General features: G+C 73.5%; 26 protein-coding genes and 1 tRNA gene. 11 read left to right on the top strand and 16 right to left on the bottom strand.

All coding sequences use genetic code 11. The features are described 5' to 3' along the window. Positions 1 to 82: 82 nt before the first annotated feature. On the bottom strand, positions 83 to 640 hold the full coding sequence (locus ACFQZ6_RS17675) for a MarR family winged helix-turn-helix transcriptional regulator (RefSeq protein ID WP_381610070.1): 558 nt from the start codon (positions 638 to 640) through the stop codon (positions 83 to 85). Between the two features lie 207 nt (positions 641 to 847). Between ACFQZ6_RS17675 and ACFQZ6_RS17670 the strand changes: the two genes are divergently transcribed. After that, on the top strand, positions 848 to 1,042 hold the full coding sequence (locus tag ACFQZ6_RS17670) for a hypothetical protein (RefSeq protein ID WP_360220756.1): 195 nt from the start codon (positions 848 to 850) through the stop codon (positions 1,040 to 1,042). 541 nt (positions 1,043 to 1,583) lie between these two features. Here the strand turns inward: ACFQZ6_RS17670 and ACFQZ6_RS17665 are convergent. The 8 genes from ACFQZ6_RS17665 to ACFQZ6_RS17630 form a co-directional block, all read right to left on the bottom strand. Then, the gene (locus ACFQZ6_RS17665) at positions 1,584 to 2,504 is read right to left on the bottom strand and encodes an RNA polymerase sigma factor SigF (protein ID WP_381610067.1); all 921 of its coding nucleotides are present in this window, start codon (positions 2,502 to 2,504) and stop codon (positions 1,584 to 1,586) included. Positions 2,505 to 2,809: 305 nt separating this feature from the next. Further along, positions 2,810 to 3,646 (bottom strand): RNA polymerase sigma factor SigF, encoded by an 837-nt coding sequence (locus ACFQZ6_RS17660; protein ID WP_381618392.1) that lies wholly within the window; start codon positions 3,644 to 3,646, stop codon positions 2,810 to 2,812. Positions 3,647 to 3,837: 191 nt separating this feature from the next. Beyond that, entirely contained in the window at positions 3,838 to 4,131 is a 294-nt protein-coding gene (locus ACFQZ6_RS17655) for a Dabb family protein (RefSeq protein ID WP_381610064.1), read from the bottom strand. Further along, positions 4,128 to 4,307 (bottom strand): hypothetical protein, encoded by a 180-nt coding sequence (locus tag ACFQZ6_RS17650; RefSeq protein ID WP_381610061.1) that lies wholly within the window; start codon positions 4,305 to 4,307, stop codon positions 4,128 to 4,130. The genes ACFQZ6_RS17655 and ACFQZ6_RS17650 overlap by 4 nt, the downstream gene beginning before the upstream one ends. Positions 4,308 to 4,419: 112 nt before the next feature. Continuing rightward, a tRNA-Ser gene (locus tag ACFQZ6_RS17645) sits at positions 4,420 to 4,504 on the bottom strand. Between the two features lie 83 nt (positions 4,505 to 4,587). After that, on the bottom strand, positions 4,588 to 5,019 hold the full coding sequence (gene tadA / locus ACFQZ6_RS17640; protein ID WP_381610058.1) for a tRNA adenosine(34) deaminase TadA: 432 nt from the start codon (positions 5,017 to 5,019) through the stop codon (positions 4,588 to 4,590). 107 nt (positions 5,020 to 5,126) lie between these two features. After that, positions 5,127 to 5,651 carry a tRNA adenosine deaminase-associated protein gene (locus tag ACFQZ6_RS17635; RefSeq protein ID WP_381610056.1) on the bottom strand — a complete coding sequence of 175 codons (525 nt, stop codon included), beginning with the start codon at positions 5,649 to 5,651 and terminating at the stop codon, positions 5,127 to 5,129. A gap of 268 nt (positions 5,652 to 5,919) precedes the next feature. Further along, the gene (locus ACFQZ6_RS17630; RefSeq protein ID WP_381618912.1) at positions 5,920 to 6,321 is read right to left on the bottom strand and encodes a hypothetical protein; all 402 of its coding nucleotides are present in this window, start codon (positions 6,319 to 6,321) and stop codon (positions 5,920 to 5,922) included. A gap of 167 nt (positions 6,322 to 6,488) precedes the next feature. Here ACFQZ6_RS17630 and upp point away from each other — a divergent pair, with 167 nt between their 5' ends. Beyond that, positions 6,489 to 7,124: a uracil phosphoribosyltransferase gene (gene upp, locus ACFQZ6_RS17625; RefSeq protein ID WP_381610053.1), complete on the top strand. Its 636-nt coding sequence runs from the start codon at positions 6,489 to 6,491 to the stop codon at positions 7,122 to 7,124. A gap of 29 nt (positions 7,125 to 7,153) precedes the next feature. Here upp and ACFQZ6_RS17620 read toward each other — a convergent pair whose 3' ends face one another. From ACFQZ6_RS17620 to ACFQZ6_RS17595, 6 genes are all read right to left on the bottom strand, one after another. Then, on the bottom strand, positions 7,154 to 7,813 hold the full coding sequence (locus ACFQZ6_RS17620) for a LytR C-terminal domain-containing protein (RefSeq protein ID WP_381610050.1): 660 nt from the start codon (positions 7,811 to 7,813) through the stop codon (positions 7,154 to 7,156). Positions 7,814 to 7,946: 133 nt separating this feature from the next. Further along, the gene (locus tag ACFQZ6_RS17615) at positions 7,947 to 8,243 is read right to left on the bottom strand and encodes a type II toxin-antitoxin system VapB family antitoxin (RefSeq protein WP_004943146.1); all 297 of its coding nucleotides are present in this window, start codon (positions 8,241 to 8,243) and stop codon (positions 7,947 to 7,949) included. A 205-nt stretch (positions 8,244 to 8,448) separates the two neighbouring features. Next, complete coding sequence (locus ACFQZ6_RS17610; protein ID WP_381610047.1) at positions 8,449 to 8,586, bottom strand: hypothetical protein; 138 nt, start codon at positions 8,584 to 8,586, stop codon at positions 8,449 to 8,451. Positions 8,587 to 8,699: 113 nt separating this feature from the next. Beyond that, the gene (locus ACFQZ6_RS17605; protein ID WP_381610044.1) at positions 8,700 to 9,035 is read right to left on the bottom strand and encodes a hypothetical protein; all 336 of its coding nucleotides are present in this window, start codon (positions 9,033 to 9,035) and stop codon (positions 8,700 to 8,702) included. Between the two features lie 86 nt (positions 9,036 to 9,121). Beyond that, positions 9,122 to 9,877, bottom strand: a complete 756-nt coding sequence (locus ACFQZ6_RS17600; RefSeq protein ID WP_381610041.1) for an HdeD family acid-resistance protein — start codon at positions 9,875 to 9,877, stop codon at positions 9,122 to 9,124. 63 nt (positions 9,878 to 9,940) lie between these two features. Continuing rightward, on the bottom strand, positions 9,941 to 10,528 hold the full coding sequence (locus tag ACFQZ6_RS17595) for an HhH-GPD-type base excision DNA repair protein (protein ID WP_381610038.1): 588 nt from the start codon (positions 10,526 to 10,528) through the stop codon (positions 9,941 to 9,943). A gap of 136 nt (positions 10,529 to 10,664) precedes the next feature. On the opposite strand from ACFQZ6_RS17595, the gene ACFQZ6_RS17590 reads away from it, so the two are divergent. From ACFQZ6_RS17590 to ACFQZ6_RS17555, 8 genes are all read left to right on the top strand, one after another. Further along, the gene (locus tag ACFQZ6_RS17590; RefSeq protein WP_381610035.1) at positions 10,665 to 12,848 is read left to right on the top strand and encodes a penicillin acylase family protein; all 2,184 of its coding nucleotides are present in this window, start codon (positions 10,665 to 10,667) and stop codon (positions 12,846 to 12,848) included. Next, positions 12,841 to 13,461: a GNAT family N-acetyltransferase gene (locus ACFQZ6_RS17585; protein WP_381610032.1), complete on the top strand. Its 621-nt coding sequence runs from the start codon at positions 12,841 to 12,843 to the stop codon at positions 13,459 to 13,461. The genes ACFQZ6_RS17590 and ACFQZ6_RS17585 overlap by 8 nt, the downstream gene beginning before the upstream one ends. 28 nt (positions 13,462 to 13,489) lie before the next feature. Continuing rightward, positions 13,490 to 13,987 (top strand): cupin domain-containing protein, encoded by a 498-nt coding sequence (locus ACFQZ6_RS17580; RefSeq protein ID WP_381610028.1) that lies wholly within the window; start codon positions 13,490 to 13,492, stop codon positions 13,985 to 13,987. Next, the gene (locus tag ACFQZ6_RS17575) at positions 13,984 to 14,844 is read left to right on the top strand and encodes an SDR family NAD(P)-dependent oxidoreductase (RefSeq protein ID WP_381610026.1); all 861 of its coding nucleotides are present in this window, start codon (positions 13,984 to 13,986) and stop codon (positions 14,842 to 14,844) included. The genes ACFQZ6_RS17580 and ACFQZ6_RS17575 overlap by 4 nt, the downstream gene beginning before the upstream one ends. A 147-nt stretch (positions 14,845 to 14,991) precedes the next feature. Continuing rightward, positions 14,992 to 16,800: a copper resistance CopC/CopD family protein gene (locus tag ACFQZ6_RS17570; RefSeq protein ID WP_381618390.1), complete on the top strand. Its 1,809-nt coding sequence runs from the start codon at positions 14,992 to 14,994 to the stop codon at positions 16,798 to 16,800. A 156-nt stretch (positions 16,801 to 16,956) separates the two neighbouring features. After that, complete coding sequence (locus tag ACFQZ6_RS17565) at positions 16,957 to 18,273, top strand: MFS transporter (protein WP_381610023.1); 1,317 nt, start codon at positions 16,957 to 16,959, stop codon at positions 18,271 to 18,273. A 163-nt stretch (positions 18,274 to 18,436) separates the two neighbouring features. Further along, positions 18,437 to 19,345: a universal stress protein gene (locus ACFQZ6_RS17560; RefSeq protein WP_381610020.1), complete on the top strand. Its 909-nt coding sequence runs from the start codon at positions 18,437 to 18,439 to the stop codon at positions 19,343 to 19,345. Continuing rightward, complete coding sequence (locus tag ACFQZ6_RS17555) at positions 19,342 to 20,235, top strand: universal stress protein (protein ID WP_381610017.1); 894 nt, start codon at positions 19,342 to 19,344, stop codon at positions 20,233 to 20,235. The genes ACFQZ6_RS17560 and ACFQZ6_RS17555 overlap by 4 nt, the downstream gene beginning before the upstream one ends. Here ACFQZ6_RS17555 and ACFQZ6_RS17550 read toward each other — a convergent pair. Next, positions 20,216 to 21,133, bottom strand: a complete 918-nt coding sequence (locus tag ACFQZ6_RS17550) for a phosphorothioated DNA-binding restriction endonuclease (RefSeq protein WP_381610014.1) — start codon at positions 21,131 to 21,133, stop codon at positions 20,216 to 20,218. The genes ACFQZ6_RS17555 and ACFQZ6_RS17550 overlap by 20 nt on opposite strands. A 336-nt stretch (positions 21,134 to 21,469) precedes the next feature. Between ACFQZ6_RS17550 and ACFQZ6_RS17545 the strand changes: the two genes are divergently transcribed. After that, a complete protein-coding gene (locus ACFQZ6_RS17545; protein WP_381610011.1) occupies positions 21,470 to 21,898 on the top strand; it encodes a hypothetical protein in 429 nt (142 codons plus the stop codon). Position 21,899 lies beyond the last annotated feature (1 nt).

Here is a 21,899-nt window from a genome sequence, read left to right as displayed (position 1 = left end):
CTTTTCCTACGTAGCGTCTTCGTCTTCGGGTGTACGGGTGGTCGGTGGGCGGCCTGGTCCTGGGGCAGGCCGCGCGGCGCGGCTAGACCGGCCGTGTGTGCGGCTGTGCGGGCCGTGCGTGCGGCTGTGCGGGCCGTGTGTGCGGCTGTGCGGGCCGTGTGTGCGGCTGTGCGGGCTCTTTCGCCGGTGGGACCGGCCGGGGCGGCACCGAGCGGCAGTCCCCGAAGTCCGCCCGCAGCCGGGTCATGAGCCGGACGAGCTGGCCGACCTCGTCGTCGGTCCAGTCGCTCAGCCGCTCGGCCAGCAGCGCGCTGCTCCGCCGGGACAGCTCGTCCAGGACGGCGTGCCCGGCGGGCGTCAGCCGCAGGATGCGCGAGCGCTTGTCCGCGGGGTCGGGGGAGCGGACGATCCAGCCGCGCTCCGCGACGTGCGCGACATGGCGGCTGGTGACGGACATGTCGACGGCCAGCAGCTCCGCCAGCCTGCCGATGCGCATGTCGCCGTGCCGGTCGAGCAGGGTCAGCACCGCGGCCGAACCGCCGGGACAGTCGGTGGGCAGCACCCGGCCGATGTCGCGCTTGACGGCTCCGAGCGCGCTGAGCTGACGGGCCAGCTCCTCGTACTGCGCCTGTTCGGCCATGGGCACTCCCTGACTTGTTGCTTAGGGCAACCATAAAAACAGTTGGTTGCCACAGGCAAACGAAAACAGGCAGGCGTGGCATAAAAACTTGGCAAAGGCAACTATTAGCGCCCGTAAAGATGCGGGTGAGCTCGGTCGCGGGCGCACGGCGCCGGTCAGGCGCCCCGCACTTGGGCGTCCTCCGCCTTTTCGCTAGGGTCTCGGCCCATGGCCAACACCCAGAACCCCCAGGGCAACCCGGACCCCGCGGGCAACACCCAGATGTTCCGCGCGTTCGTCGACGAGGCCCCCCAGGGCCGCCAGCAGCAGGCCGCCTCCGCCGGTCCCCGCCTCGGTCTGATCATCGGCGTCGTCGTCGCCGTGGCGATCGTCGCGGCGGTCGCCTGGCTGGCGCTGAAGTAACGCACACCGGCTGACGCGGCAGGGGTCGCTGGCGGAGGGCCCGCCTACGGAGGGCTCCCGCGGAGGCCCCCTGCGGAGGGCGCTACTCCCACCGCATGCAGACGTCCCGCGTCTCCACGTGCGTCCCGAGCGGCACCCTCCACGCCACACACACCGTCCAGTCCCCCGTCTTCCGCGCGCCGGTCCCGATCGGCGCCGGAAGCGCCTCGGTGGACTCGACGGCCGCCGTGGGCGGCGCGGTCGTAGGCGTACGGGTCTCAGAGGGCCGCTCGGCCGAGGGGGCGGCGTCGGTCTCGCGGAGCGCCGCCGGAGGAGGGCCCGGCGCCGCCGACGGCGACATGACCGCCCGTACCGCCGCCGCCCCCACGGGAGGCGAGGACGGTACCCGCGCAGATGGCGACCGCCGACGCGACCGTGAGGACGCCTCGGCGGCCACGGGCCCAGGCGGGCCCGACCTCTCTCACCGCTGGGAGCATCGCGCCATGAGGGCTGCCGCCCCGTCACTCGTGAAGGGACGAACCGATGCCGGGGTGCGGTCGGCTCAGTCGGAGATGAGCCCTTCCCGGAGCTGCGCCAGCGTCCGGGTCAGCAGCCGGGAGACGTGCATCTGGGAGATGCCGACCTCGTCGCCGATCTGCGACTGGGTCATGTTGGCGAAGAAGCGGAGCATGATGATCCGCCGCTCGCGGGGCGGCAGCTTGGCCAGCAGGGGCTTGAGGGACTCGCGGTACTCCACGCCCTCCAGCGCGCTGTCCTCGTAGCCGAGCCGGTCGGCCAGGGAGCCCTCGCCGCCGTCGTCCTCGGGGGCCGGGGAGTCCAGGGAGGAGGCGGTGTAGGCGTTGCCGACCGCGAGGCCGTCGACGACGTCCTCCTCGGAGACGCCGAGCACGGTGGCCAGTTCGGTGACCGTCGGGGAGCGGTCCAGCTTCTGGGACAGCTCGTCGCTGGCCTTGGTGAGGGCGAGCCGCAGCTCCTGGAGGCGCCGGGGGACGCGCACCGACCAGGACGTGTCCCGGAAGAACCGCTTGATCTCGCCGACGACGGTCGGCATCGCGAAGGTCGGGAACTCGACGCCCCGCTCGCAGTCGAAGCGGTCGATCGCCTTGATGAGGCCGATGGTGCCGACCTGGACGATGTCCTCCATCGGCTCGTTGCGCGAGCGGAACCGGGCCGCCGCGTACCGCACGAGGGGGAGGTTCAGCTCGATCAGGGTGTCCCGGACGTAGGCGCGCTCGGGGCTCGACTCGTCCAGCGTGGCGAGCCGCAGGAACAGGGAGCGGGACAGCGTGCGGGTGTCGATGGCCTCCGAGGTCTCCGGAGCCGGGAGGACCGGGACCGGCGCGGCCGGGAGGGCCGGAGCGTCGTGGATGGCGTCGATGGCGTCGAGCGCGTCGAGCGCCTCGGGCGCTGTCTCGCTCTTGGTGAGCGTGAGCACCTTCGAGCTGCCCTGTTCTGCGGACATGCCACCCCCTTTGGGTCGCGGGACGGTCGTGGCGGACGCTCCCGTGGAGGAACGCAGCCTTCACCTGAATACCGGAGCCGGGGCACCGGCAAACGCGCTTCCGGCAGAATGTCACATGTCGGCAACACGCTGTAGTGACATGTCGACATGCAAGACGCGAATCACCGCTGGAAACAGGGGGTCTGACGACTTCTCAGCGCACAACCCGCACCATCGTCCCTGGTGAGCGATTCGCTCGCAACGGTGACGGCTCGCTTCCGCTTTCGGTTGTGCGCCGGTGGAGCCCCGCTGGACCGCTGTGACCCCTACGCGTCGATCCGGTTGGCGGACCGCAGCCGCTGGAAGCTGCGCGCGAGGAGCCGGGAGACGTGCATCTGGGAGACGCCGAGTTCCGCGCTGATCTGTGACTGGGTGAGGTTGCTGTAGTACCGCAGCAGCAGGATCCGCTGCTCCCGCTCGGGCAGTTGCACCAGCAGGTGACGTACGAGGTCGCGGTGCTCGACGCCGTCCAGCGCGGGGTCCTCGTAGCCGAGCCGGTCGAGCAGCCCCGGCAGCCCGTCGCCCTCCTGGGCGGCCTCCAGGGAGGTGGCGTGGTACGACCGCCCGGCCTCGATGCAGGAGAGCACCTCGTCCTCGCTGATCCGCAGCCGCTCGGCGATCTCGGCGGTGGTGGGGGAGCGCCCGAAGGCGGTGGTGAGGTCCTCGGTGGCACTGTTGACCTGCACCCACAGCTCGTGCAGGCGGCGCGGTACGTGGACGGTGCGGACGTTGTCCCGGAAGTACCGCTTGATCTCGCCGACGACGGTCGGCATCGCGAAGGTCGGGAACTGCACGCCCCGGTCGGGGTCGAAGCGGTCGATGGCGTTGATCAGGCCGATGGTGCCGACCTGGACGACGTCCTCCATCGGCTCGTTGCGGGAGCGGAAGCGGGCGGCGGCGTACCGGACCAGCGGGAGGTTGGCCTCGATGAGCGCCCCGCGGACCCGGTCGTGCTCCGGCGTGCCCGGCTGAAGCTCCTTGAGCTGTGCGAAGAGCACCTGCGTGAGCGCCCGGGTGTCGGCACCGCGGCTGCGCTGCGGGGTGGCGGCGGCCGGGGCGGGAGCCTCTTCCTGGGGCGGCGCAGTACTGGCCGACACGGTCAACGCCACCTCTTCTTCGGTCTCTCTGCGGTCAACTCATCCGTCAACTCATCCTTCAAAAGCGGTCATAGCATCACAAGACATGTGCACCGTGTGCAAGCACCACAAAGCGCCGTGTTGGTGACGATTCACGGCAAAAGGCCCTCCGTCGTGACGACGGAGGGCCTTGGGCGGGTTACCGGGGCGCCGGACGCTCAGAACGCGTAGTCGGCGACCACCCAGGTGGCGAACTCGCGCCAGAGGGCGACGCCCGCCTGGTGCTCGGGGTGCTCCACGTACCGGCGCAGCGCGTCGGCGTCCTCGAAGGCGGAGTTGATGGCGAAGTCGTAGGCGATGGGGCGGTCGCTGACGTTCCAGCCCAGTTCCCAGAACCGGATCTCGGAGATCCTCCCGTCGAGGCCGCGGAAGGCCGCCACGCCCTCGGCCACGCGCGGGTCGTCGCGCTCGACGCCCTCGTTGAGCTTGAACAGGACCAGGTGGCGGATCATGACTTTCCTCCGTTGGCCACCCAGGTGGCGAAGTCGCCCAGCGCCTTGGCGGCGTCCGATATGCCCTCGAACCCTACCTGGACGTAGTCGGCGGCCTTCTCCGGGTCCGTGATGATCAGATAGAAGACGAAGACCACGAGTACGTAGACGGCGATCTTCTTGGCGTTCACCGCCATGCGCGGCCTCCCCTGTCTCCGCTGCTGGTGTGGTGCACGAGCACTGAAGTGGTACACGAGCGCGCACATGATCGCACGAAGGGCCCCGTCTGACGACGGGGCCCTTCTCAAGCGGTAGCGGAGGGATTTGAACCCTCGGTGACTTGCGCCACACTCGCTTTCGAGGCGAGCTCCTTCGGCCGCTCGGACACGCTACCGAGGAAGACACTACCCCAAGGTGGGCCCAGCTTTGAAATCCGATTCCGGGGGTGCGGGAGTGCGCCCCCGGGGTGCGAGGGGCTCAGCGGGCGCGGAAGAAATCGGTGAGGAGCCCGGCGCACTCCGGGGCGAGAACGCCCTCGATGACCTCGGGGCGGTGGTTGAGGCGCCGGTCGCGTACGACGTCCCAGAGGGAACCGGCCGCGCCCGCCTTGTCGTCGCGGGCGCCGTAGACGACCCGGTCGACGCGGGACTGCACGATCGCCCCGGCGCACATCGTGCAGGGCTCCAGCGTCACGACGAGTGTGCAGTCGGTCAGCCGCCAGGCGCCGAGGCGGGCGGCTGACCGGCGGATGGCCAGCACCTCGGCGTGCGCGGTCGGATCGCCGGTCGCCTCACGCTCGTTGTGCCCGGCCGCGAGCACGGTCGTACCGTCCGCGGCCAGCACGACGGCCCCGACGGGCACGTCACCGCCCCGGACCGCCGCGCGGGCCTCGTCCAGGGCGAGCCGCATGGCGGCCCGCCAGGGATCGCGTACGGGATCGGGGGAGGGGCCGGTGTCGGGGTCGGGGTCGTGCGCCGGGGGGCGTACGGGTGGTGGGGTACCGGGTTCGGGCGGGGTCAGCGGACGGTCTCCAGTACCTCCGAGGCACCCAGGGCCTCGGCGATCTCGGTGAGCGCGTCCTCCGACAGCGACAGCAGCTCCTTCTCGCTGACGCCGAGGTCGTCCAGGACGGCGGTGTCGCCGACCGGGCCGTGCGGCACGGACCCGGCGGAGCCGCCGTCCTCGGCGTCGTCCTCGTCCTCACCGTCCTCGGTGCCGTCGAGGTCGAGGGCGTCCAGGTCCGGGTCGTCGTCTCCGGGCTCCCTGCCGAGCAGTTCGTCGGTCAGCAGGATCTCGCCGTAGCTGCTGCGGGCAGCGGCGGCGGCGTCCGAGACGTAGATACGGGGGTCGTCCTCGCCGTCGATGCGGACGACGCCGAACCAGGCGTCCTCCTGCTCGATCAGGACGAGCACCGTGTCCTCGTCGGGAGAGGCTTCCCGGGCCAGGTCGGCCAGATCCGACAGGGTCTCCACATCGTCGAGCTCTGTGTCGCTCGCTTCCCACCCGTCTTCGGTGCGCGCGAGCAGTGCGGCGAAGTACACCGTGACTCTCCCACTGGTCATAGGCGTGCCGGTTGGGGGTCCCCCCGGCGGAGGTTTCGGGCGGAGAGAGCTGGGCTCCGAGCCCCACCCACTCGGAATCGTGGCAGAAACAAGGCGATCAGGGGACGTCTTCCGCTCCCTGTGTCCCGTGGTTTTGATCGCACTCCCGCGCTCTTCCACCAGCACACTCGTTGCCGCCACCTGCGGATCGTACGCGCCTTTGGCCATGGGTCACGCACGCCCACCCGGTCTTCGGCGTTCGCTGCCCCTACCAGCGGAACGTCCGCATACGCATCGCGTGCCGCAACCGGGCCGCCTTCACCCGCCGCGGCTGCACCCGTTCCCGCAACGCCCGCGCCTCCGCCAACTCCCGCAGGAACAGCGCGCGGCGCCTGCGACGGTCGGCGTCGGATTCGGGGTGGGGGTCGGGGTGGGGTTCGGGTATGGGGTCCGGTTCGGGGGTCGGGGGTTGGGGGCCCGCGGCCCCGCCGCCACCTCCGCCTCCGTCGCCGCCTCCGCCTCGCCGGGTCCGGGCACGGCGGGTTCCTTTCGACGGGCCCGCTACGTCGCCCGCTCGGCTGACCCGGTCGCGGGTGCGGTTCGGCTGGGCGCGGGGGCCGTCGGGCGGGTTCGGAGGGTCGCCCTCGCCCCCGCGGGTTCCTCTGGTCACGCCGCCTCCTCCCTTCACGCGGCTGGCCGGGCCGCGCTCTCCAGTTCCGCGTCGCCCGCTCCGGCTACCCGGCCGCTCGCCCTGATCCCCCACCTTCCCCCGGACGGGCGGTTTGGTACCACCCTCGGCGCGGCGCGTGTGGCGCGGGGCGCGGTTACTGTTAGGTCATGCGTCTCCACGTCGTCGACCACCCCCTGGTCGCCCACAAGCTCACCACGCTGCGCGACCAGCGCACCGACTCCGCGACCTTCCGGCGTCTCGCCGACGAGCTGGTCACCCTGCTCGCCTACGAGGCCACCCGCGACGTCCGCACCGAACAGGTCGACATCACCACGCCGGTCTCCCGGACCACCGGCGTCAAGCTCTCCCACCCGCGCCCCCTGGTCGTGCCGATCCTGCGGGCCGGGCTCGGGATGCTGGACGGCATGGTGCGGCTGCTGCCGACGGCGGAGGTCGGCTTCCTGGGGATGATCCGCAACGAGGAGACGCTCCAGGCGTCCACGTACGCCACCCGGATGCCGGAGGACCTCTCGGGCCGTCAGGTGTACGTCCTCGACCCGATGCTCGCCACCGGCGGCACCCTCGTCGCCGCGATCCAGGAGCTGATCAAGCGCGGCGCGGACGACGTCACCGCGGTGGTCCTGCTGGCCGCACCCGAGGGCGTCGAGCTGATGGAGCGCGAACTCGCCGGTACGCCCGTCACGGTGGTCACCGCCTCCGTGGACGAGCGGCTCAACGAGAACGGCTACATCGTCCCCGGCCTCGGCGACGCCGGTGACCGGATGTACGGCTCCGCGGAGTAACCCCCGCCGGGGGCGTACCGGACCGCCGCTCAGCAGTCCTTGCCCGCTCCCGACGCCTCCGGTTCCGGCTCCGTCAGCCTGGCCAGCGTCCGGGCCGCCTCCGGTGCCGTCGCCAGCTTCCTGAAGGCGTCGCCGATGATCAGGTCCACGGCGACGTCCTTGCGCTTGGCGTCGGTACGGCGTTCGGCGGCGGGAAGCTGCGCGCCGAGGACGGGCAGCGCGGTGTCGAGGGCGGCGGCGGGCCCGAGCACCACACCGGCGCCCTTGACCTTCTTGTCGTACTCCTTGGTCGCGTTGCCCACCTCACCGATCTTGAAGCCACGTTTCTTCAGCTCATCGGCGGTTTTCTGGGCGAGCCCGGTCCGCGTGGTCGCGTTGAGCACGTTGACGGTGATCTGGCGGGGCTCGGGCAGCGCCGCGGCCCGCGCCGAGCCCTTGGACGCGCCGGGCGACGGGCTCGCGCCCGCCGGGCAACCGGCACCGTTCCCGGCCGCTGACGCCTTGTCACCGCCGCCCGTGAAGACGTCGATGAGCTGGAGCGTTCCCCAGCCCACCATGCCGAGGGCGGCGACGGAGGCGACGACCACCAGGACGAGCCTGCCGCGCCGCCGGGGACGTCGCATCCGCGGGTACTTGTCCCCCGTGATCCGGTACTGGCCGCCCATGCCGGGGGGAGTCAGCATGCTCATGGGCGCAGCGTAGTGCGCCGGGGCGGCGATGCCTACTAGATGATCATTCGACGGCGCGCGGTCCGCCCGAATGGGACCCGAAAGGACCCGAAAGGGTCAACGGGGCGGTGCCGAGCCGGGTGTCCCGGGGGCGTCAGTCGAGTTCGAGCACGCGCGCGTGCAGCACCTGGCGCTGCTGGAGGGCCGCCCGGACGGCGCGGTGCAGGCCGTCCTCCAGGTACAGGTCGCCCTGCCACTTCACGACGTGCGCGAAGAGGTCGCCGTAGAAGGTGGAGTCCTCGGCGAGGAGTGTCTCCAGGTCGAGTTGCTGCTTGGTCGTCACGAGCTGATCGAGGCGGACCGGGCGCGGTGCGACGTCCGCCCACTGCCGGGTGCTTTCCCGGCCGTGGTCGGGGTACGGCCGGCCGTTTCCGATGCGCTTGAAGATCACACGGAAAGCCTACCGGTCCTGACGTTCCGGGCGCAGCCGTGCGGGGTGAGTGCGGGCCGCGAAATGACGTCGTAAACCTGTGTAAAGCGGAAAGGTGTTCGGGAAACGGTGACCCGGGCGTGGGGGCGCGCGGTGTGCACAGCCTGTGGACGGCCGGGCGCGGCGGAGGCGGTCGGTCCGGCTCCGCCGCGCCCACCGGGGTCCGTCAGCCCCGTTCCCGGCCGCCCTTCGCGGACTGCCGCTCCGAGCGCTGCTCGGCGCGGGTCGCGGGCTGCGGGGGCCTGTTGCGTACGGCCTCGGCGCGCAGGAGGGCGCGCAGGACCGCGTACGGGTCACTGGGCATGGCTGTGGTTCCGTCCTCGCGATGTCGACGATCGGTGGCTGATGACTGATGACTGATGGCTGATGGCTGATGGCTGGTCACTCGTGACTGGTGGCCGCCGTCGAGGCGGGCCGTCAGCAGATCAGCACCACGCAGCGCAAGGACTGGAGGGCGTACGGCGGTCGGGGCGGGAGGGTGGTCCGAGGGCCGTGGCCCGCCCGTGCGGCGGGCGGGGTGGGCCTGCCCGCCGGGCGCTGCGGTACGACGGGCCGGTGCGCGCCCCTGCCCGGTGCCCGCAGGGCCGTGTCGAGGGGGTCGGCCTCCGCCGCCGTACCACCGTTCTCGGCGGTCACCGTCACCGGTGGCACCGCCTGAGCCCCGGCGTGCGCCCCCGGCACGCACAGGACGAGCAGCAGCACCAGCGCCCGGAGCCACGCGTGACGGCGGTCGGGGTGTGGCGTACGGCTCATGTCGGGACGTCTCCCCGGCGCTGTCGCCGGAGCCACCGTCCCGCTCCGCGGATGCACCCGTCCGGCCCAGCGCACCGCCCGCCGCCTCACAACTCCCGCGGCACCCGGCCCGCCCGCCGCCTGATGCCGAACCCGGCGATGATCTCGACGACGCCGACCGCGACCAGCCAGCAGCCGCCGACGACGGTGAGCACGGCGACCGACTCGAACGGCGAGACGATCAGCACGACGCCCGCGAGCAGGGTGACGACCCCGAGCAGGAGCTGCCAGCCGCGCGCGGGCATCGCCGGGTCGGAGGCGGCGGCCAGGGTCTGGGTGAGGCCGCGGAACAGCCAGCCGATGCCGATCCACAGGGCGAGCAGCAGGATCGACTGGAGGGCGCCGCGGAAGCAGAACAGGCCGAGGAGGATGGACAGCACGCCGCTGACGAAGGCCATGACGCGCAGGGCGGTGGTGCGGTGGGTGCCGAAGGCGGCGGCGAGTTGGAAGACGCCGCTGACGACGAGGTAGAGGCCGAACAGCACCCCGGCGGCCCGCAGTGAGGCGCCCGGCCAGACCAGGACCAGGACACCGAGGACCAGCGAGGCGACGCCGGTGAGCAGGAGGGCCTGCCAGGCGGAACGGGACAGCAGGTGCAGGGGGCCTTCGAAGGGGGGCTCCGGACCGTCGTACGAGGGACCGCCGTGCGAGGGACCGCCGTGCGAGGGACCGCCGTGCGAGGGGCCGCCGTGCGCGGGACCGCCCTGCGCGGGACCGCCGTACTGCCGTCCGCGGGCGGTGGCGTGTGCGTGGCGGTCGTCGTACTCCGGGCCCCAGGGGGAGCCGCTCGGTGCCTCGGTCATGGTCCATGCTGGGGGCGCGCGGGCGCGCGCCGCACGCCGGGGTGGGCCACCCGGCTGACGGCGTTACTTCCCTTTCGCGGCCTTCGCCGCCGCCTTCATCTCCTGCTTGTGCGCCCGCACCTTCGCCAGTGACTCCGGGCCGGTGATGTCCGCGACGGAGCGGAAGCTCCCCGGCGCCCCGTAGTCGCCCGCCGCCTCCTGCCAGCCCTCGGGGCGCACGCCGAGCTGCTTGCCGAGCAGGGCGAGGAAGATCTGCGCCTTCTGCCTGCCGAAGCCGGGCAGTTCCTGGAGCCGCCGCAGCAGTTCGGGGCCGTCGGCGACGCCCTCCCAGACGGCGCTGGCGTCACCGTCGTAGTGCTCGACGAGGTACTGGCACAGTTGCTGGACCCGCTTGGCCATCGAGCCGGGGTAGCGGTGCACCGCCGGTTTCGCGGCGAGCAGCGCGGCGAAGGACTCGGGGTCGTGCGCGGCGATCTCGTGGGCGTCGAGGTCGTCCGCGCCGAGGCGGGCGGCGATGGTCGCGGGGCCCTTGAACGCCCATTCCATCGGCACCTGCTGGTCCAGCAACATGCCGATGAGCGCGGCGAGCGGACTGCGCCCGAGGAGCGCGTCGGCCTCGGGGTCCTGGGCGAGGTGGAGGGTGACGTCCATGGACCGATGATCCCGCTCCGGGGGCCGGACCGCGCGGTCACCTCCGTGCGCACGGGTCACGTACGATTCCCTCGCTAATACTTAGGCAAGCCTTACCTATTCCTTTAGTGCTTCCTCAGAGAGGGCGGGTCACGAGGTGACGACCGAGATCTACCGGGACGCCTACGGCATCCCCCACCTGCGCGCCGCCGACGCCACCGCGCTCGCCCGCGCCCAGGGGCGGGTCACCGCGCTCGACCGCGCCTGGCAACTGGAGGTGGAACGGCACCGCGCGCGGGGCACCTCGGCGTCCTTCCTCGGCGCCGACGCCGTCGGCTGGGACGTCTTCGTCAGACGCGCCCGCCTCGACGACACCGCAAGGCGCTGCTTCCGCTCCCTGGAGGAACGGGACCCGGAGACCGCCGACTGGGTGCGCGCCTACGTCGACGGGGTGAACGACGGCCTCGCCGAAGGGGCCCGCCGCACCCCCGAGTTCGACCGCACGGGCCTCGCCCCCGGCCGCTGGGAGCCGTGGACGCCGTTCGGTGTCTGGCTCGCCACGCACATCCTCTTCGCGGGCTTCCCCGCCAAGCTCTGGCGCGACCACGTCGTACGGCACCTCGGTCCCGACGCGGTCGGCCTGTTCGCCACCGACGGTCCCGGCACCTCCGGCAGCAACGGCTGGCTCGTCTCCGGCGAGCGCACGGTCACCGGGCACGCGGTCATCGCGGGGGACCCGCACCGGTTCATCGAGGACCCCGGCGTCTACCAGCAGATCCGGCTGTCCTGCCCGAAGTTCGACGTCGTCGGCCTCGCCGTACCCGGCGTCCCGGGCATCGCCCACTTCGGGCACACCGGCACGGTCGCCTGGGCCATCACCAACGCCATGGCCGACTACCAGGACCTCTACCAGGAGCGGCTGCGGCGGACCGGGGCCGGGGTGGAGGCGCTCGGGCCTGACGGGCGGTGGCACCGGGCGGAACGGCGCACGGAAGTGGTCGAGGTGGGGGGCGGTGGCGAGGAGCGGACCGAGGTCGAGGTCGAGGTCATCGAGACCGACCGGGGGCCGGTCATCGCGGGCGGCCCGGACGGGCTCGATGACGGCCCCGCGATCGCGGGCGGAGGGGAGGGCCCCGGCGGCGACCCCGCCCCCCTCGCCCTCAGCCTCCGCTACCCGCCCCGCGTCACCGGCGACCTCGGCTTCGGCGCCCTGCTGCCGCTGCTGCGCGCCCGTACCGTGGCCGACGTCGACCGGGCCTTCGACCAGTGGGCCGAGCCGGTGAACGTCGTGCAGGCCGCCGACACCGAGGGCGGCATCCTGCACCGGGTCGCGGGCCGGGTGCCGGTGCGCGGCGAGCGGGGGCGCGTCCGTACGGTGCCCGCGTGGGAGCCCGGTCACGAGTGGCGGGGCTGGCACGAGACACCCCGCGCGGACCTCACCGACGGTGTCGCGGTCATGGCCAACCAGCGCGGCCTCGCCACCCCGCTCGGCGTCGAGTTCGCCGCCCCGCACCGCGCCCGCCGCATCGCCGCGCTGCTCGCGGAGAGGGACCGCTGGTCCGCCGCCGACATGCCCGCCGTGCACACGGACACCCACCTCGGCTCCGCCGCCGCGCTGCTCGACCTGCTGGCCGACACCGACCCCGCCGTCCTCACCCCCGACGCCGCCGCGCTCCGCGACCGGCTGCTGCGCTGGGACCGCCGGATGACGGCGGACAGCCAGGACGCGGCGGCCTTCGCGGCGGTGCGCGGCGCGGTCGTACGCCGACTCGCCGCCGCACCCGCCTTCGCCGGGCTCACCGAACCGCCCGCCTACCCGGAGGTCCTCCTCCCCTGGCTGGCCCTCGTCCCGCGCGTGGGCTACGCGCTGGAGAACCTGCTGCGGGCGGAGGAGCTGGAGGAACTGTACGGCGTCGACCGCCCCGCGGTGGTCCGGGCGGCGGTCGAGGAGGTGGCCGGGAGCCCTGCCGCCCCCTGGGGCGACACCCACCGCCTCGCCCCCTGGCGGGCGCTGCCCGGTGCCCCGTACGACGAGCCCGGGCTCTCCGGCGACCACGACTGCGTGCTGTGCACCTCGGCCGTGCCCGGGCTCACCGACCTCGCCGCCCGTGGCCCGGCCGCCCGCTACGTGTGGGACCTGGCCCGCCGGGAGGACAGCCGGTGGGTGGTGCCGTTCGGCGCGTCCGGCGTGCCCGGCTCGCCCCACCACCGCGACCAGCTCCCCCTCTGGCTCGCGGGCGACCTCGCCCCCGTCGTCACCGACTGGGACCAGCTCACCAAGGAGCCCATGGAGCCCATGGAGCCCATGAAGATCAAGGAGACCAAGGAGACCGATGTCTGACCTCGAAACCACCGGCGTCCGCAAGCCCGTGCACGAACAGCACGTCGACGGGTTCGGCACGATCCGCGTCCGCCCCGTCGACATCCCCGCGGACGCCGCGGTGCTGCACTCCTGGGTGAGTGAGGAACGGGCCGCGTTCTGGGGCATGAACGGCCTCACGCGTGAGCAGGTCGCCGAGATCTACGCCCACATGGACACCCTCGACACCCACCACGCGTTCCTCCTCCTCAAGGAGGACGAGCCGGTCGCCCTGTTGCAGACCTACGAACCCGAGGCCGACCGGGTCAGCGAGTGCTACCCGCCCGAGCCCGGCGACATCGGCGTCCACCTGCTCCTCGCCCCCGCCGCCGCGGGCACGGCACGCCCCGGCTGGACGGGGGCGCTGGTGCGCGTCGTCACGTCGTACGCCCTGCTGGTCCTCGACCGGCGGCGGATCGTCGTGGACCCGGACGTGCGCAACGAGAAGGCGATCGCCCGCTTCGTGAGGGAGGGCTTCGTCGCGGGACCGCGGGTCGTCCTGCCGGAGATAGACCTCCCGGACGTGTACCTGCCCGAGAAGCACGCCCAACTCGCCTTCCTCACGCGGGAGGCGGCCTTCCCTGACCACTCCTGACGGGGGGTCGGGTGGGTAGCCTGCCGGGATGACCTCCGACACCCCCGGATCCGTCACCCCCGAGGCCCTCGTCGCGCACTACGGCATGGTGCCGATACCGCGCGAGGGCGGCCTGTTCCGGCAGACCTGGGCGGGCCCCGACCGCCCGGACGGCCGACCGGAAGGCACCGCGATCGTCGCCCTGCTCACCCGCGACGACTACTCGGCCCTGCACCGCCTGCCCACCGACGAGGTCTGGCACTTCTACCTCGGCGACCCCCTGGAACTGCTCCTCCTCGCCCCCGACGGCACCACCCGCACCGCCCTCCTCGGCCCGGACCTCCCGCGCGGCCAGCACCTCCAGTTCACCGTCCCGGCGGGCACCTGGATGGGCGCGCGGGTCGCCGGGAACGGCTCCTGGTCCTTCTTCGGCTGCACCATGGCCCCCGGCTTCTCCTACGACACCTACGAGCACGGCGACGCCGCCGAACTGACCGCCCGTTATCCCGCCGAGGCCGCGCGCATCGTGGCACTGTGCCGTCCATGAGCGTGCCGAGTGGGTCAGGGGCGTTGCTACGGGGCCAGACGGCCCTCGTCACCGGGGCGGGCGGCGGCATCGGCCGGGGCGTCGCGCTGCGGTTCGCCGAACAGGGCGCGGCGGTCGCCCTCCACTGCCGTACGGCGGTGGCGGCGGCGCGCGAGGTGGCGTCCCGCATCCGTGACGCGGGCGGCCGGGCCGTCGTACTCCAGGCGGACCTCGCGGACGAGTCGGCCTGCCACCGCGTCGTCCGCGAGGCGGCAGAGTGGGCCGACGGCCGCCTCACCGCCGTCGTCAACAACGCGGGCGTGCAGCCGGTGCGGCCCCTGGCCGGGATGACGGCCGACGAGTGGCGGGAAGTCGTGGACACCAATCTGACCAGCGTGTTCGCGTGTACGCAGGCGGCGGTGGAGGTCATGCGCGCGCAGGACGGGCGGGGAGGCAGCAACGGTCACGGGCGGGGCGGCAGCGATGGCGGTGAGCGGGGCGGCAGCGACGGCGGTGAGCGGGGCGGCAGCGTCACGCACATCGCGTCCGTCGAGGCGACCCACCCCGCCGCCGGACACGTGCACTACTCCGCCTCCAAGGCGGCCATCGTGATGCACGCGCGCGGGGCGGCGCTGGAGTACGGCCCGTACGGCATCCGCGTCAACACCGTCTCGCCCGGCCTGATCGACCGTGAGGGGCTGGCGGAAGCCTGGCCGGAGGGCGTGGAGCGCTGGCTGCGGGCGGCGCCGCTCGGCCGACTCGGCCGCCCCGAGGACGTGGCCGACGCCTGTGTGTTCCTGGCGTCGCCGCTGGCGTCCTGGGTGACGGGGCACGACCTGGTGGTGGACGGCGGGGTGACCGCGCGGCCGACCTGGTGAGCGCGGGGGCGTCCGCGTCCGTACCTAACCGGAAGGGCGGTACCGGAAGGTCGGGACGACGGAGACGCAGTGGTGGGCGATGCGGGCGAGCGAGAGCACGGCACCGGGACCGGCACCGGTAAGGGACGGCGATCCCTCCGGCGGCTGGTGCTGCTGGGCGCCGTGCTGGTCCTGCTCCTCCTCGGCGGCGCCGCCCCCGTCTGGGCCCACGCCGCCCTCCGCGACAGCGGCCCGCGCGACGGAACCGTCCTCACGTCGGCCCCCCGCCACCTCGACCTGAGCTTCACCGAGTCCGTCGGCCTGCTGGACGGCTCGGTCCGGATGCTGGACCCCGATGGCCGCCGCGTGCACCTGCCGGAGGCCCGGCACGGTCCCGGCGGCGCGCACACCGTCCGGGTCGCCCTGCCGGACGGCCTCGGACACGGCACGTACACCGTGGCCTGGCGGGTGGTGTCGGCGGACAGTCACCCGGTGTCGGGGGCGTTCACCTTCTCGGTGGGGGAGCGCACCCCGGCGGTGGCGGCCCCGGACACCGGTCCGACCGAGGACCCGGCCACCAAGAGCCTGCACAACATCGCCCGTTACCTCGCCTACCTCGCCGTGGCCCTGCTGATCGGCACCGCCGTCTTCGCCGCGGTCTGCCGCCCGCCCGACCCCGCGCCGCTCCGCACCCACCTGCGCGTCGCCTGGTGGACGCTGCTGACGGCGACCCTGGCCCTGCTGGTGCTGCGCGCCCCGTACGAGGCGGGCACCGGCCCGGCGACTGCCCTGGACGCGTCCGCCCTCCCCCACACCTTGACCAGCCGCCCCGGTCTCGCCCTGCTGGCCCGCCTGGCCCTGCTCGCCCCGGCGGCGTACGTCGCCGCCCGCGTCCTGCGCGGCTCCCGCTCCCGCGTCACCTACGGCACCGGCGCCGCGGTGGCCGTCGCGCTGGCCCTGACCTGGGCGGCGGCCGAACACGCCTCGGCCGGTATCCAGGTCCCGGTGGCGGTCACCTCGCACGCCCTGCACCTGCTCGCGGCGTCGGTCTGGCTCGGCGGCCTCGCCGCGCTGTACCGCACCGAGGTCCCGGCGCCCGCCGTCGCCCGCTTCTCGCGGCTGGCGTTCACCTGCGTCACCGTCCTGGTCGTCACCGGCACCTACCAGGCGTGGCGCGGCCTCGGCCCCCTGGACGCCCTCACCACCACCTCGTACGGCCGCCTGCTGCTCGCCAAGCTGGGGGCGGTCGCCGCGCTGCTGACGGCGGCGACGCTGTCCCGCCGCTGGACGCGGCGGTTGCGGAGGGGGACGGAGGCGGCTGCTCCGCCGCGGGAGCGGGTGTCCGTGGGAGTGGCAGCGGGCGCCGGGCCCGTGGCCATGGTCGGGCAGCTCCCCGTAGCGCAGGGCTCCGGGCCCGTGGCCATGGCCGGGGAACTCCCCGCAGCGCAGGGCTCCGGGCCCCCCGCGACGAAGCCCCTGGCCCTCCGCCGCTCGGTCCTCACCGAGGCGGTCATCGGCGTCGTCGTCCTGGTCCTGACGACCGTGCTGACCAGTACGCTCCCCGGCCGCGCCGCGACCGGGGCCGCCGCGGCCGGACCGGCGGCGCGGGGGCCCGCCGCCCCCGCCGGGCAGCCGCGTTCGGCGGTCACTACGGTCCCCTTCGACCTGGGCGCGACGGGCGGCCGGGGCACGGTGCAGATCAGCCTGGACCCGGCCAGGGTCGGCGAGAACAGCGTCCAGGCGGTCGTCTTCTCCGCCGACGGCGGCCTCTCCACGGTCCCCGAACTCCGGCTCTCCTTCACCCTCCCCGCCCAGGACATCGGCCCCCTCACCGCCGACCTGACCGACCGGGGCGGCTACTGGGCCACCGACTCCCTCGACCTGCCGGTCGCGGGCGACTGGACGATGAAGGTGACGGTCAGGACGACGGACGTGGACCAGGTGACCGAGTCGGCACGGCTGCGGGTCTGGGGGTAGGGCCCGTCGTCCGCGGCATGATCCAGACGACAGGCCCTAGCCCCGCTAATCCACATCTCCTACGCTGTTCCGAAGATCCGTAGATCATTGGAATTAGCAGATGGGGGCGGCCCAGCGGATGTGCCCCGTCGGCCTCGACGAGAGCAGGCAGCCACCGTGACGAGCACCGCCCCCGCCACCCCGCCCGGCATACGCGACGCCGACGGCACCGTCCCCGCCCAGCGCCGCGTGCTGCGGGTCCTGGTCGCCGCGCAGGTGCTCAGCGGCGCCGGGCTCGCCGCCGGGGTCACGGTCGGCGGGCTGCTCGCGCAGGACATGCTCGGCTCGACGGGCCTCGCGGGCCTGCCCAGCGCCCTGTTCACCGCCGGGTCCGCGCTGGCCGCCGTCACCGTCGGCCGGATCTCGCAGCGCGGCGGACGCCGCCCGGGACTGGCCGCCGGGTACCTCACCGGCGCGGTCGGCAGCGCGGCCGTCATCGTCGCCGCGGTGCTGGACAGCCCCGTCCTGCTCTTCCTCGCCCTGTTCGTGTACGGCGCCGGGAGCGCGACCAACCTCCAGGCCCGGTACGCCGGGGCGGACCTCGCGACGCCCGACCGCCGTGCCCGCGCGGTGTCGACCGTGCTGGTCGCCACGACCCTCGGCGGCGTCGCCGGTCCCAACCTCGCCGCGCCGACGGGCACGTTCGCGGAGGGGCTCGGCATCCCGAACCTGGCGGGGCCGTTCCTCCTCTCCGGCGCGGCGTACGCGCTGGCGGCGCTGGTACTGGCCGTCTGGCTGCGCCCCGACCCCCTGCTCCTGGCGAGGGACCTGGCCGCGGACGCCGTATCGCAGGAGAAGACCACCGCCCTATCGCAGCAGAAGACCGACGCCGTACCGGACGAGAAGACCCCCGCCCCCGGTGAGAGCGCGGCAGCGGCCCCCCGCGGCGCCGGTGTCGTGCTCGGTGCGCTGGTCATGATCCTCACCCAGTTGGTGATGGTCGCCGTCATGACGATGACGCCCATCCACATGCACGACCACGGCCACGGTACCGCCGCCACGGGCCTGGTCATCGCCCTCCACATCGCCGCGATGTACCTGCCCTCGCCGCTGACCGGCTGGCTCGTGGACCGGTACGGCCGACTGGCGATGGCCGCCGCGTCCGGCGTCACGCTGCTCGCCGCCGGTGTCGTGGCGGCGCTCGCCCCCGCCGACTCCATCGGCCTGCTCGCCGTCGCGCTGGCGCTGCTCGGCCTTGGCTGGAACTTCGGCCTGGTCGCGGGTACGGCGATCATCACCGACGCCGTTCCGCTGGCGACCCGGGCCCGCACCCAGGGCCTGGTCGACGTCTCCATCGCCATCGCGGGCGCCACCGGCGGCATGGCCTCCGGGATCGTCGTCGCCGCCGCGAGCTATCCCGTGCTGGCGCTGACGGGCGGGGTGCTGGCGCTGGCGGTGCTGCCCGCGGTGGCGGTGACGGCGTACCGCCGCTGAACGGACGCCGCCGCGCGACCGAGTGCCTACGGCCCCGCCCCCGCCGAGTGCCGGTCGGCCCCGCCCCCGGCGCCACCCGGCCCTACAACAACGTGCCCCGCTGGGGTGTGCTGGAAGCGACACCCGAACGGCAGCGGAGTTGGCACCCGGCACGGGAGGCACGATGAGCGGTCTGGTGATCGTGGGCGTGGACGGTTCGGCGTCGAGCCTCGGCGCCGTGGAGACGGCGGCGCGGGAGGCGCGGGCGCGGGCGGCGACCCTGAGGGTCGTGCACGCCTTCTTCTGGCCCGCGCTGCACGTGCCCCTGGGCCCCTCGCCGGTCGGCCCCGGCGACGGTGGCCTGCGCGCCCTGGCCGAGGGCCTGCTGACGGAGGCGGTGGAACGGGCGCGGGCCACGGCACCGGGCCTGGAGGTCGAACAGTCCCTGCTGACCGGCGACCCGCTGACCGTCCTGGAGGCGCAGTCGCGCGCCGCGGACCTGGTGGTCGTCGGCTCCCGGGGGATGGGCGGCTTCGTCGGCCTGCTCGTCGGCTCCACGGCGGTGCACCTGGCCGCGCACGGCCGCTGCCCGGTCCTGGTGGTGCGCGAGCAGCCCACGCCGGACGGCCCGGTCGTCCTCGGCGTCGACGGCTCACCCGCGGGCGGACGGGCCGTGGACTTCGCCTTCGCCGAGGCGGAACTGCGCAAGGCCCCCCTGCTGGCGCTGCACGCCTGGACCACGTGGAACGCCCCCCTGCCCGCCCCACGGGACCCTTCGACGCCGTACGCGAACCCGCCGGGCGCCCTCGCCGCGGAGGAGGAACGCCTGCTGTACGAGGCGGTCGCGGGCCGTCAGGAGAGGTACCCGGGAGTGGTGGTGGAACACCGGATCGTGCACGGTGGCACACGGGAGTCCCTGATCGAGGCGAGCCGCTCCGCGCAGCTCCTGGTCGTCGGCTCCCGGGGCCGCGGCGGCTTCACGGGCCTGCTCCTCGGCTCGGTGAGCCAGGCGGTACTGCACCACGCCCACTGCCCGGTGGCGGTGGTACGCGGAGCGGAGACGCACGAAGGGCAAGGAAGGAGCGGACGATGACCGAGAGGACCCCGCCGCACGCGTCCGACCCCTCGGTGATCGTGGGCGTGGACGGCTCCCCCTCCAGCCTGCACGCCGTGGAGGTCGCCGCCCGAGAGGCGCACCTGCGAGGGCAATCCCTACGCATCGTGCACGCCTTCGGCCAGCCCCACGGCCACCTGCCGACCGGCGCCGACCACAGCCTGGAGCCGATGATTCACGGCACCCTGGTCCGCGCCGAGGAACGGGCGTACCAGGTGGCGCCGGGCATCGAGATCGACCGTTCCGTGGTGGCGGGCGACGCCTTCGAGGTGCTGGAGGTCGAGTCGCGGTCGGCGTCGCTCGCCGTGGTCGGCAGCCGTGGCCTGGGCGGGTTCGCCGGGTTGCTGCTGGGCTCGACGGCGGTGCACCTGGCCGCGCACGGCACCTGCCCGCTGCTGGTGGTGCGGGGCCGTCCCGACCCGCTGGGCGCGGTGGTGCTGGCGGTGGACGGTTCCGAGGCGGGGGAGGCGGCGGCGGAGTACGCGTTCGCGGAGGCGGCGCTGCGCGGGGCGCCGCTGGTCGCCGTACACGTCTGGAACACCTGGAGCGAACGCGCGTACGAGGGTCCCGGCGACCCGCTGTCGACCATGGTCGTCGACACGGACCACCTCCGGGAGGCCGAGCAGCGCCTGCTGGACGAGACGGTGGCGCGGTGGCAGCCCGCGTACCCGCAGGTGGCCGTGGAACGCCGCCTGATCCGCGCCCGCACCCGCCCGGCCCTCATCGAGGCCAGCCGCCACGCCCAGCTCCTGGTGACGGGCGCCCGCGGCCGCGGCGGCTTCACGGGCCTGCTCCTGGGCTCGGTGAGCCAGGCGCTGCTGCACCACGCCCACTGCCCGGTGACGGTGGTCAGGGAGAGGCGCCGCTGAGGCCAGCCGGGACGGGCCCCCGAGGCCTCCCCCGGAACACCTGCCTCACATGCCACTCCCGATGACCGTGGGCCACCGGCTCGGCACCCGGCTGCGGCCCGATGACCGGCCGCCCGGCGAGCGCGACGACGTACTCACGGGCGGCGGCACCGCGCCCGACGAACTCCTGCGACACGATGATCCGGTGCCCGTCCCCCACACCGAGAACCCCCTTGTCGAAGAGCTTGTGGTGCAGCGCACACAGACACAGCCCGTTGTCGACGTCATCGGGCCCGTCGAACGCCCACCACCGCACGTGCGCGGCCTCCAGCCCCACCGGTACGGCCCCGATCGCCCCGTCGTACCCGCAGAAGGCGCACTGGTACTCGTAGGCGGTGAGCACCTGCTCCCGCATCCGCGGATCCCGCCGCCTCCGCAGCACCCCCGCGTAGGGCCCGGCCTCCGCGGGCTCCAGCTCCAGCCCGACGGCCTCGCACAACTCACCATGCAGCGACGGCGGGAAGTGCAGGTCAAGCAACACCCGAGCCATCCGCCCCAACAACTCCGGCTCCCGCACCAGCGCCCTCCGCAACTCGGGCACCAGCCGCCCCACGGCCCTCGAGGCCCGCAACTCCCCCACCCCACTCCCGGGACTACCGGGCCCACGATCCGTCCGGACCTCCCACACCCCGTCACTCACCAGGTGGTGGAAGGGGTAGGCGGGCGTGGTCCGGTTCGGCGGCCCGTACTCCGCGAGCAGCCGCTGAAGACTCCCCTCAACAGCGCTGTACCGCAGCTCCGCCTGCTCGTCCCGCTGGAACTGCCCCAACGCGTACAACAACAGCAGCGGCTTGTGCGGCGCCCGCACCCCACTCCGACTCCACTGCCGCAACCGCCCCACCCGCTCAAGCCACTCCATGACCGAAGGGCAACCTCTCACTGGCCAGTTCCCGAAGACGTCCTCTCCACCGAACACAGGGCCCCAGACATATCAGGGCCACCCCGGCGGCAGAACCCTCGCCCCGTTCTCACCCTCCGCTCCTGAGTTCGAACGGGGCCCGAGCCGCCCTTGCCCAGACCGCCGCCCAGAGCGGTCCCGCCGGGAGCACCACCGCTCAACCCGCTGCCCGCGACCCCGCCACGCAACTGACCCACATAAGAACGGCGTTACGGTACGTCTCGACCATCACAGCGCGTTTGTCACATGTTCGCCTCCGCCCGGCGATGCGAGGCGGGACACGGGGAGGGACCACGCATGGCGTGGGACGAGTGGGAGCAGCTCAAGACCGCGGCGGCCGTACGGCACACCACACAGACGCGACTCGGCAGTGGTGGCGGTTCCGGTGGGTTGCGGTCCGACAAGGCGGTGTGGGGCAAAGCCGGGACGGACGTGAGGGAACTGCGTGAGGACATCGCCCAGGCGCTGGCGAAGATGGCGGACGGTCAGACAGGACTCGGCAAGGCTCCCGGCTGCCTGACCGCGGCTGCCCAGCGGGAGGTCTGTGACTCCTGGTCGCGCTACGTCAAGGACGTGAGCGAGCGGTGCGACACGCTGGCCGAGCTGTTCGAGAAGGTGGGCAACGACCAACTGAGGACAGACCAGGCGATCAAGGACGAGATCACCAAACTGAGGGTCCAGTACGAGGACAGTCCCAGCGTCGGCGGCCAGCGCGAGGGCCGGTGAC

Source organism: Streptomyces flavalbus (genome assembly GCF_042674625.1).
Taxonomy (GTDB): Bacteria; Actinomycetota; Actinomycetes; order Streptomycetales; family Streptomycetaceae; genus Streptomyces; species Streptomyces flavalbus.
This window is presented reverse-complemented; position numbering and strand designations above follow the sequence as displayed.

Coding starts and splice junctions, on each gene's coding strand:
- ACFQZ6_RS17575 (WP_381610026.1), top strand. CDS start 13,984: ATGAGCGTGCCGAGTGGGTCAGGGGCGTTGCTACGGGGCCAGACGGCC.
- ACFQZ6_RS17620 (WP_381610050.1), bottom strand. CDS start 7,813: ATGAGCATGCTGACTCCCCCCGGCATGGGCGGCCAGTACCGGATCACG.
- ACFQZ6_RS17610 (WP_381610047.1), bottom strand. CDS start 8,586: ATGCCCAGTGACCCGTACGCGGTCCTGCGCGCCCTCCTGCGCGCCGAG.
- upp (WP_381610053.1), top strand. CDS start 6,489: ATGCGTCTCCACGTCGTCGACCACCCCCTGGTCGCCCACAAGCTCACC.
- ACFQZ6_RS17595 (WP_381610038.1), bottom strand. CDS start 10,528: ATGGACGTCACCCTCCACCTCGCCCAGGACCCCGAGGCCGACGCGCTC.
- tadA (WP_381610058.1), bottom strand. CDS start 5,019: ATGCGGCTCGCCCTGGACGAGGCCCGCGCGGCGGTCCGGGGCGGTGAC.
- ACFQZ6_RS17655 (WP_381610064.1), bottom strand. CDS start 4,131: ATGATCCGCCACCTGGTCCTGTTCAAGCTCAACGAGGGCGTCGAGCGC.
- ACFQZ6_RS17585 (WP_381610032.1), top strand. CDS start 12,841: ATGTCTGACCTCGAAACCACCGGCGTCCGCAAGCCCGTGCACGAACAG.
- ACFQZ6_RS17650 (WP_381610061.1), bottom strand. CDS start 4,307: ATGGCGGTGAACGCCAAGAAGATCGCCGTCTACGTACTCGTGGTCTTC.
- ACFQZ6_RS17665 (WP_381610067.1), bottom strand. CDS start 2,504: ATGTCCGCAGAACAGGGCAGCTCGAAGGTGCTCACGCTCACCAAGAGC.
- ACFQZ6_RS17545 (WP_381610011.1), top strand. CDS start 21,470: ATGGCGTGGGACGAGTGGGAGCAGCTCAAGACCGCGGCGGCCGTACGG.
- ACFQZ6_RS17675 (WP_381610070.1), bottom strand. CDS start 640: ATGGCCGAACAGGCGCAGTACGAGGAGCTGGCCCGTCAGCTCAGCGCG.
- ACFQZ6_RS17600 (WP_381610041.1), bottom strand. CDS start 9,877: ATGACCGAGGCACCGAGCGGCTCCCCCTGGGGCCCGGAGTACGACGAC.
- ACFQZ6_RS17560 (WP_381610020.1), top strand. CDS start 18,437: ATGAGCGGTCTGGTGATCGTGGGCGTGGACGGTTCGGCGTCGAGCCTC.
- ACFQZ6_RS17550 (WP_381610014.1), bottom strand. CDS start 21,133: ATGGAGTGGCTTGAGCGGGTGGGGCGGTTGCGGCAGTGGAGTCGGAGT.
- ACFQZ6_RS17580 (WP_381610028.1), top strand. CDS start 13,490: ATGACCTCCGACACCCCCGGATCCGTCACCCCCGAGGCCCTCGTCGCG.
- ACFQZ6_RS17555 (WP_381610017.1), top strand. CDS start 19,342: ATGACCGAGAGGACCCCGCCGCACGCGTCCGACCCCTCGGTGATCGTG.
- ACFQZ6_RS17670 (WP_360220756.1), top strand. CDS start 848: ATGGCCAACACCCAGAACCCCCAGGGCAACCCGGACCCCGCGGGCAAC.
- ACFQZ6_RS17605 (WP_381610044.1), bottom strand. CDS start 9,035: ATGAGCCGTACGCCACACCCCGACCGCCGTCACGCGTGGCTCCGGGCG.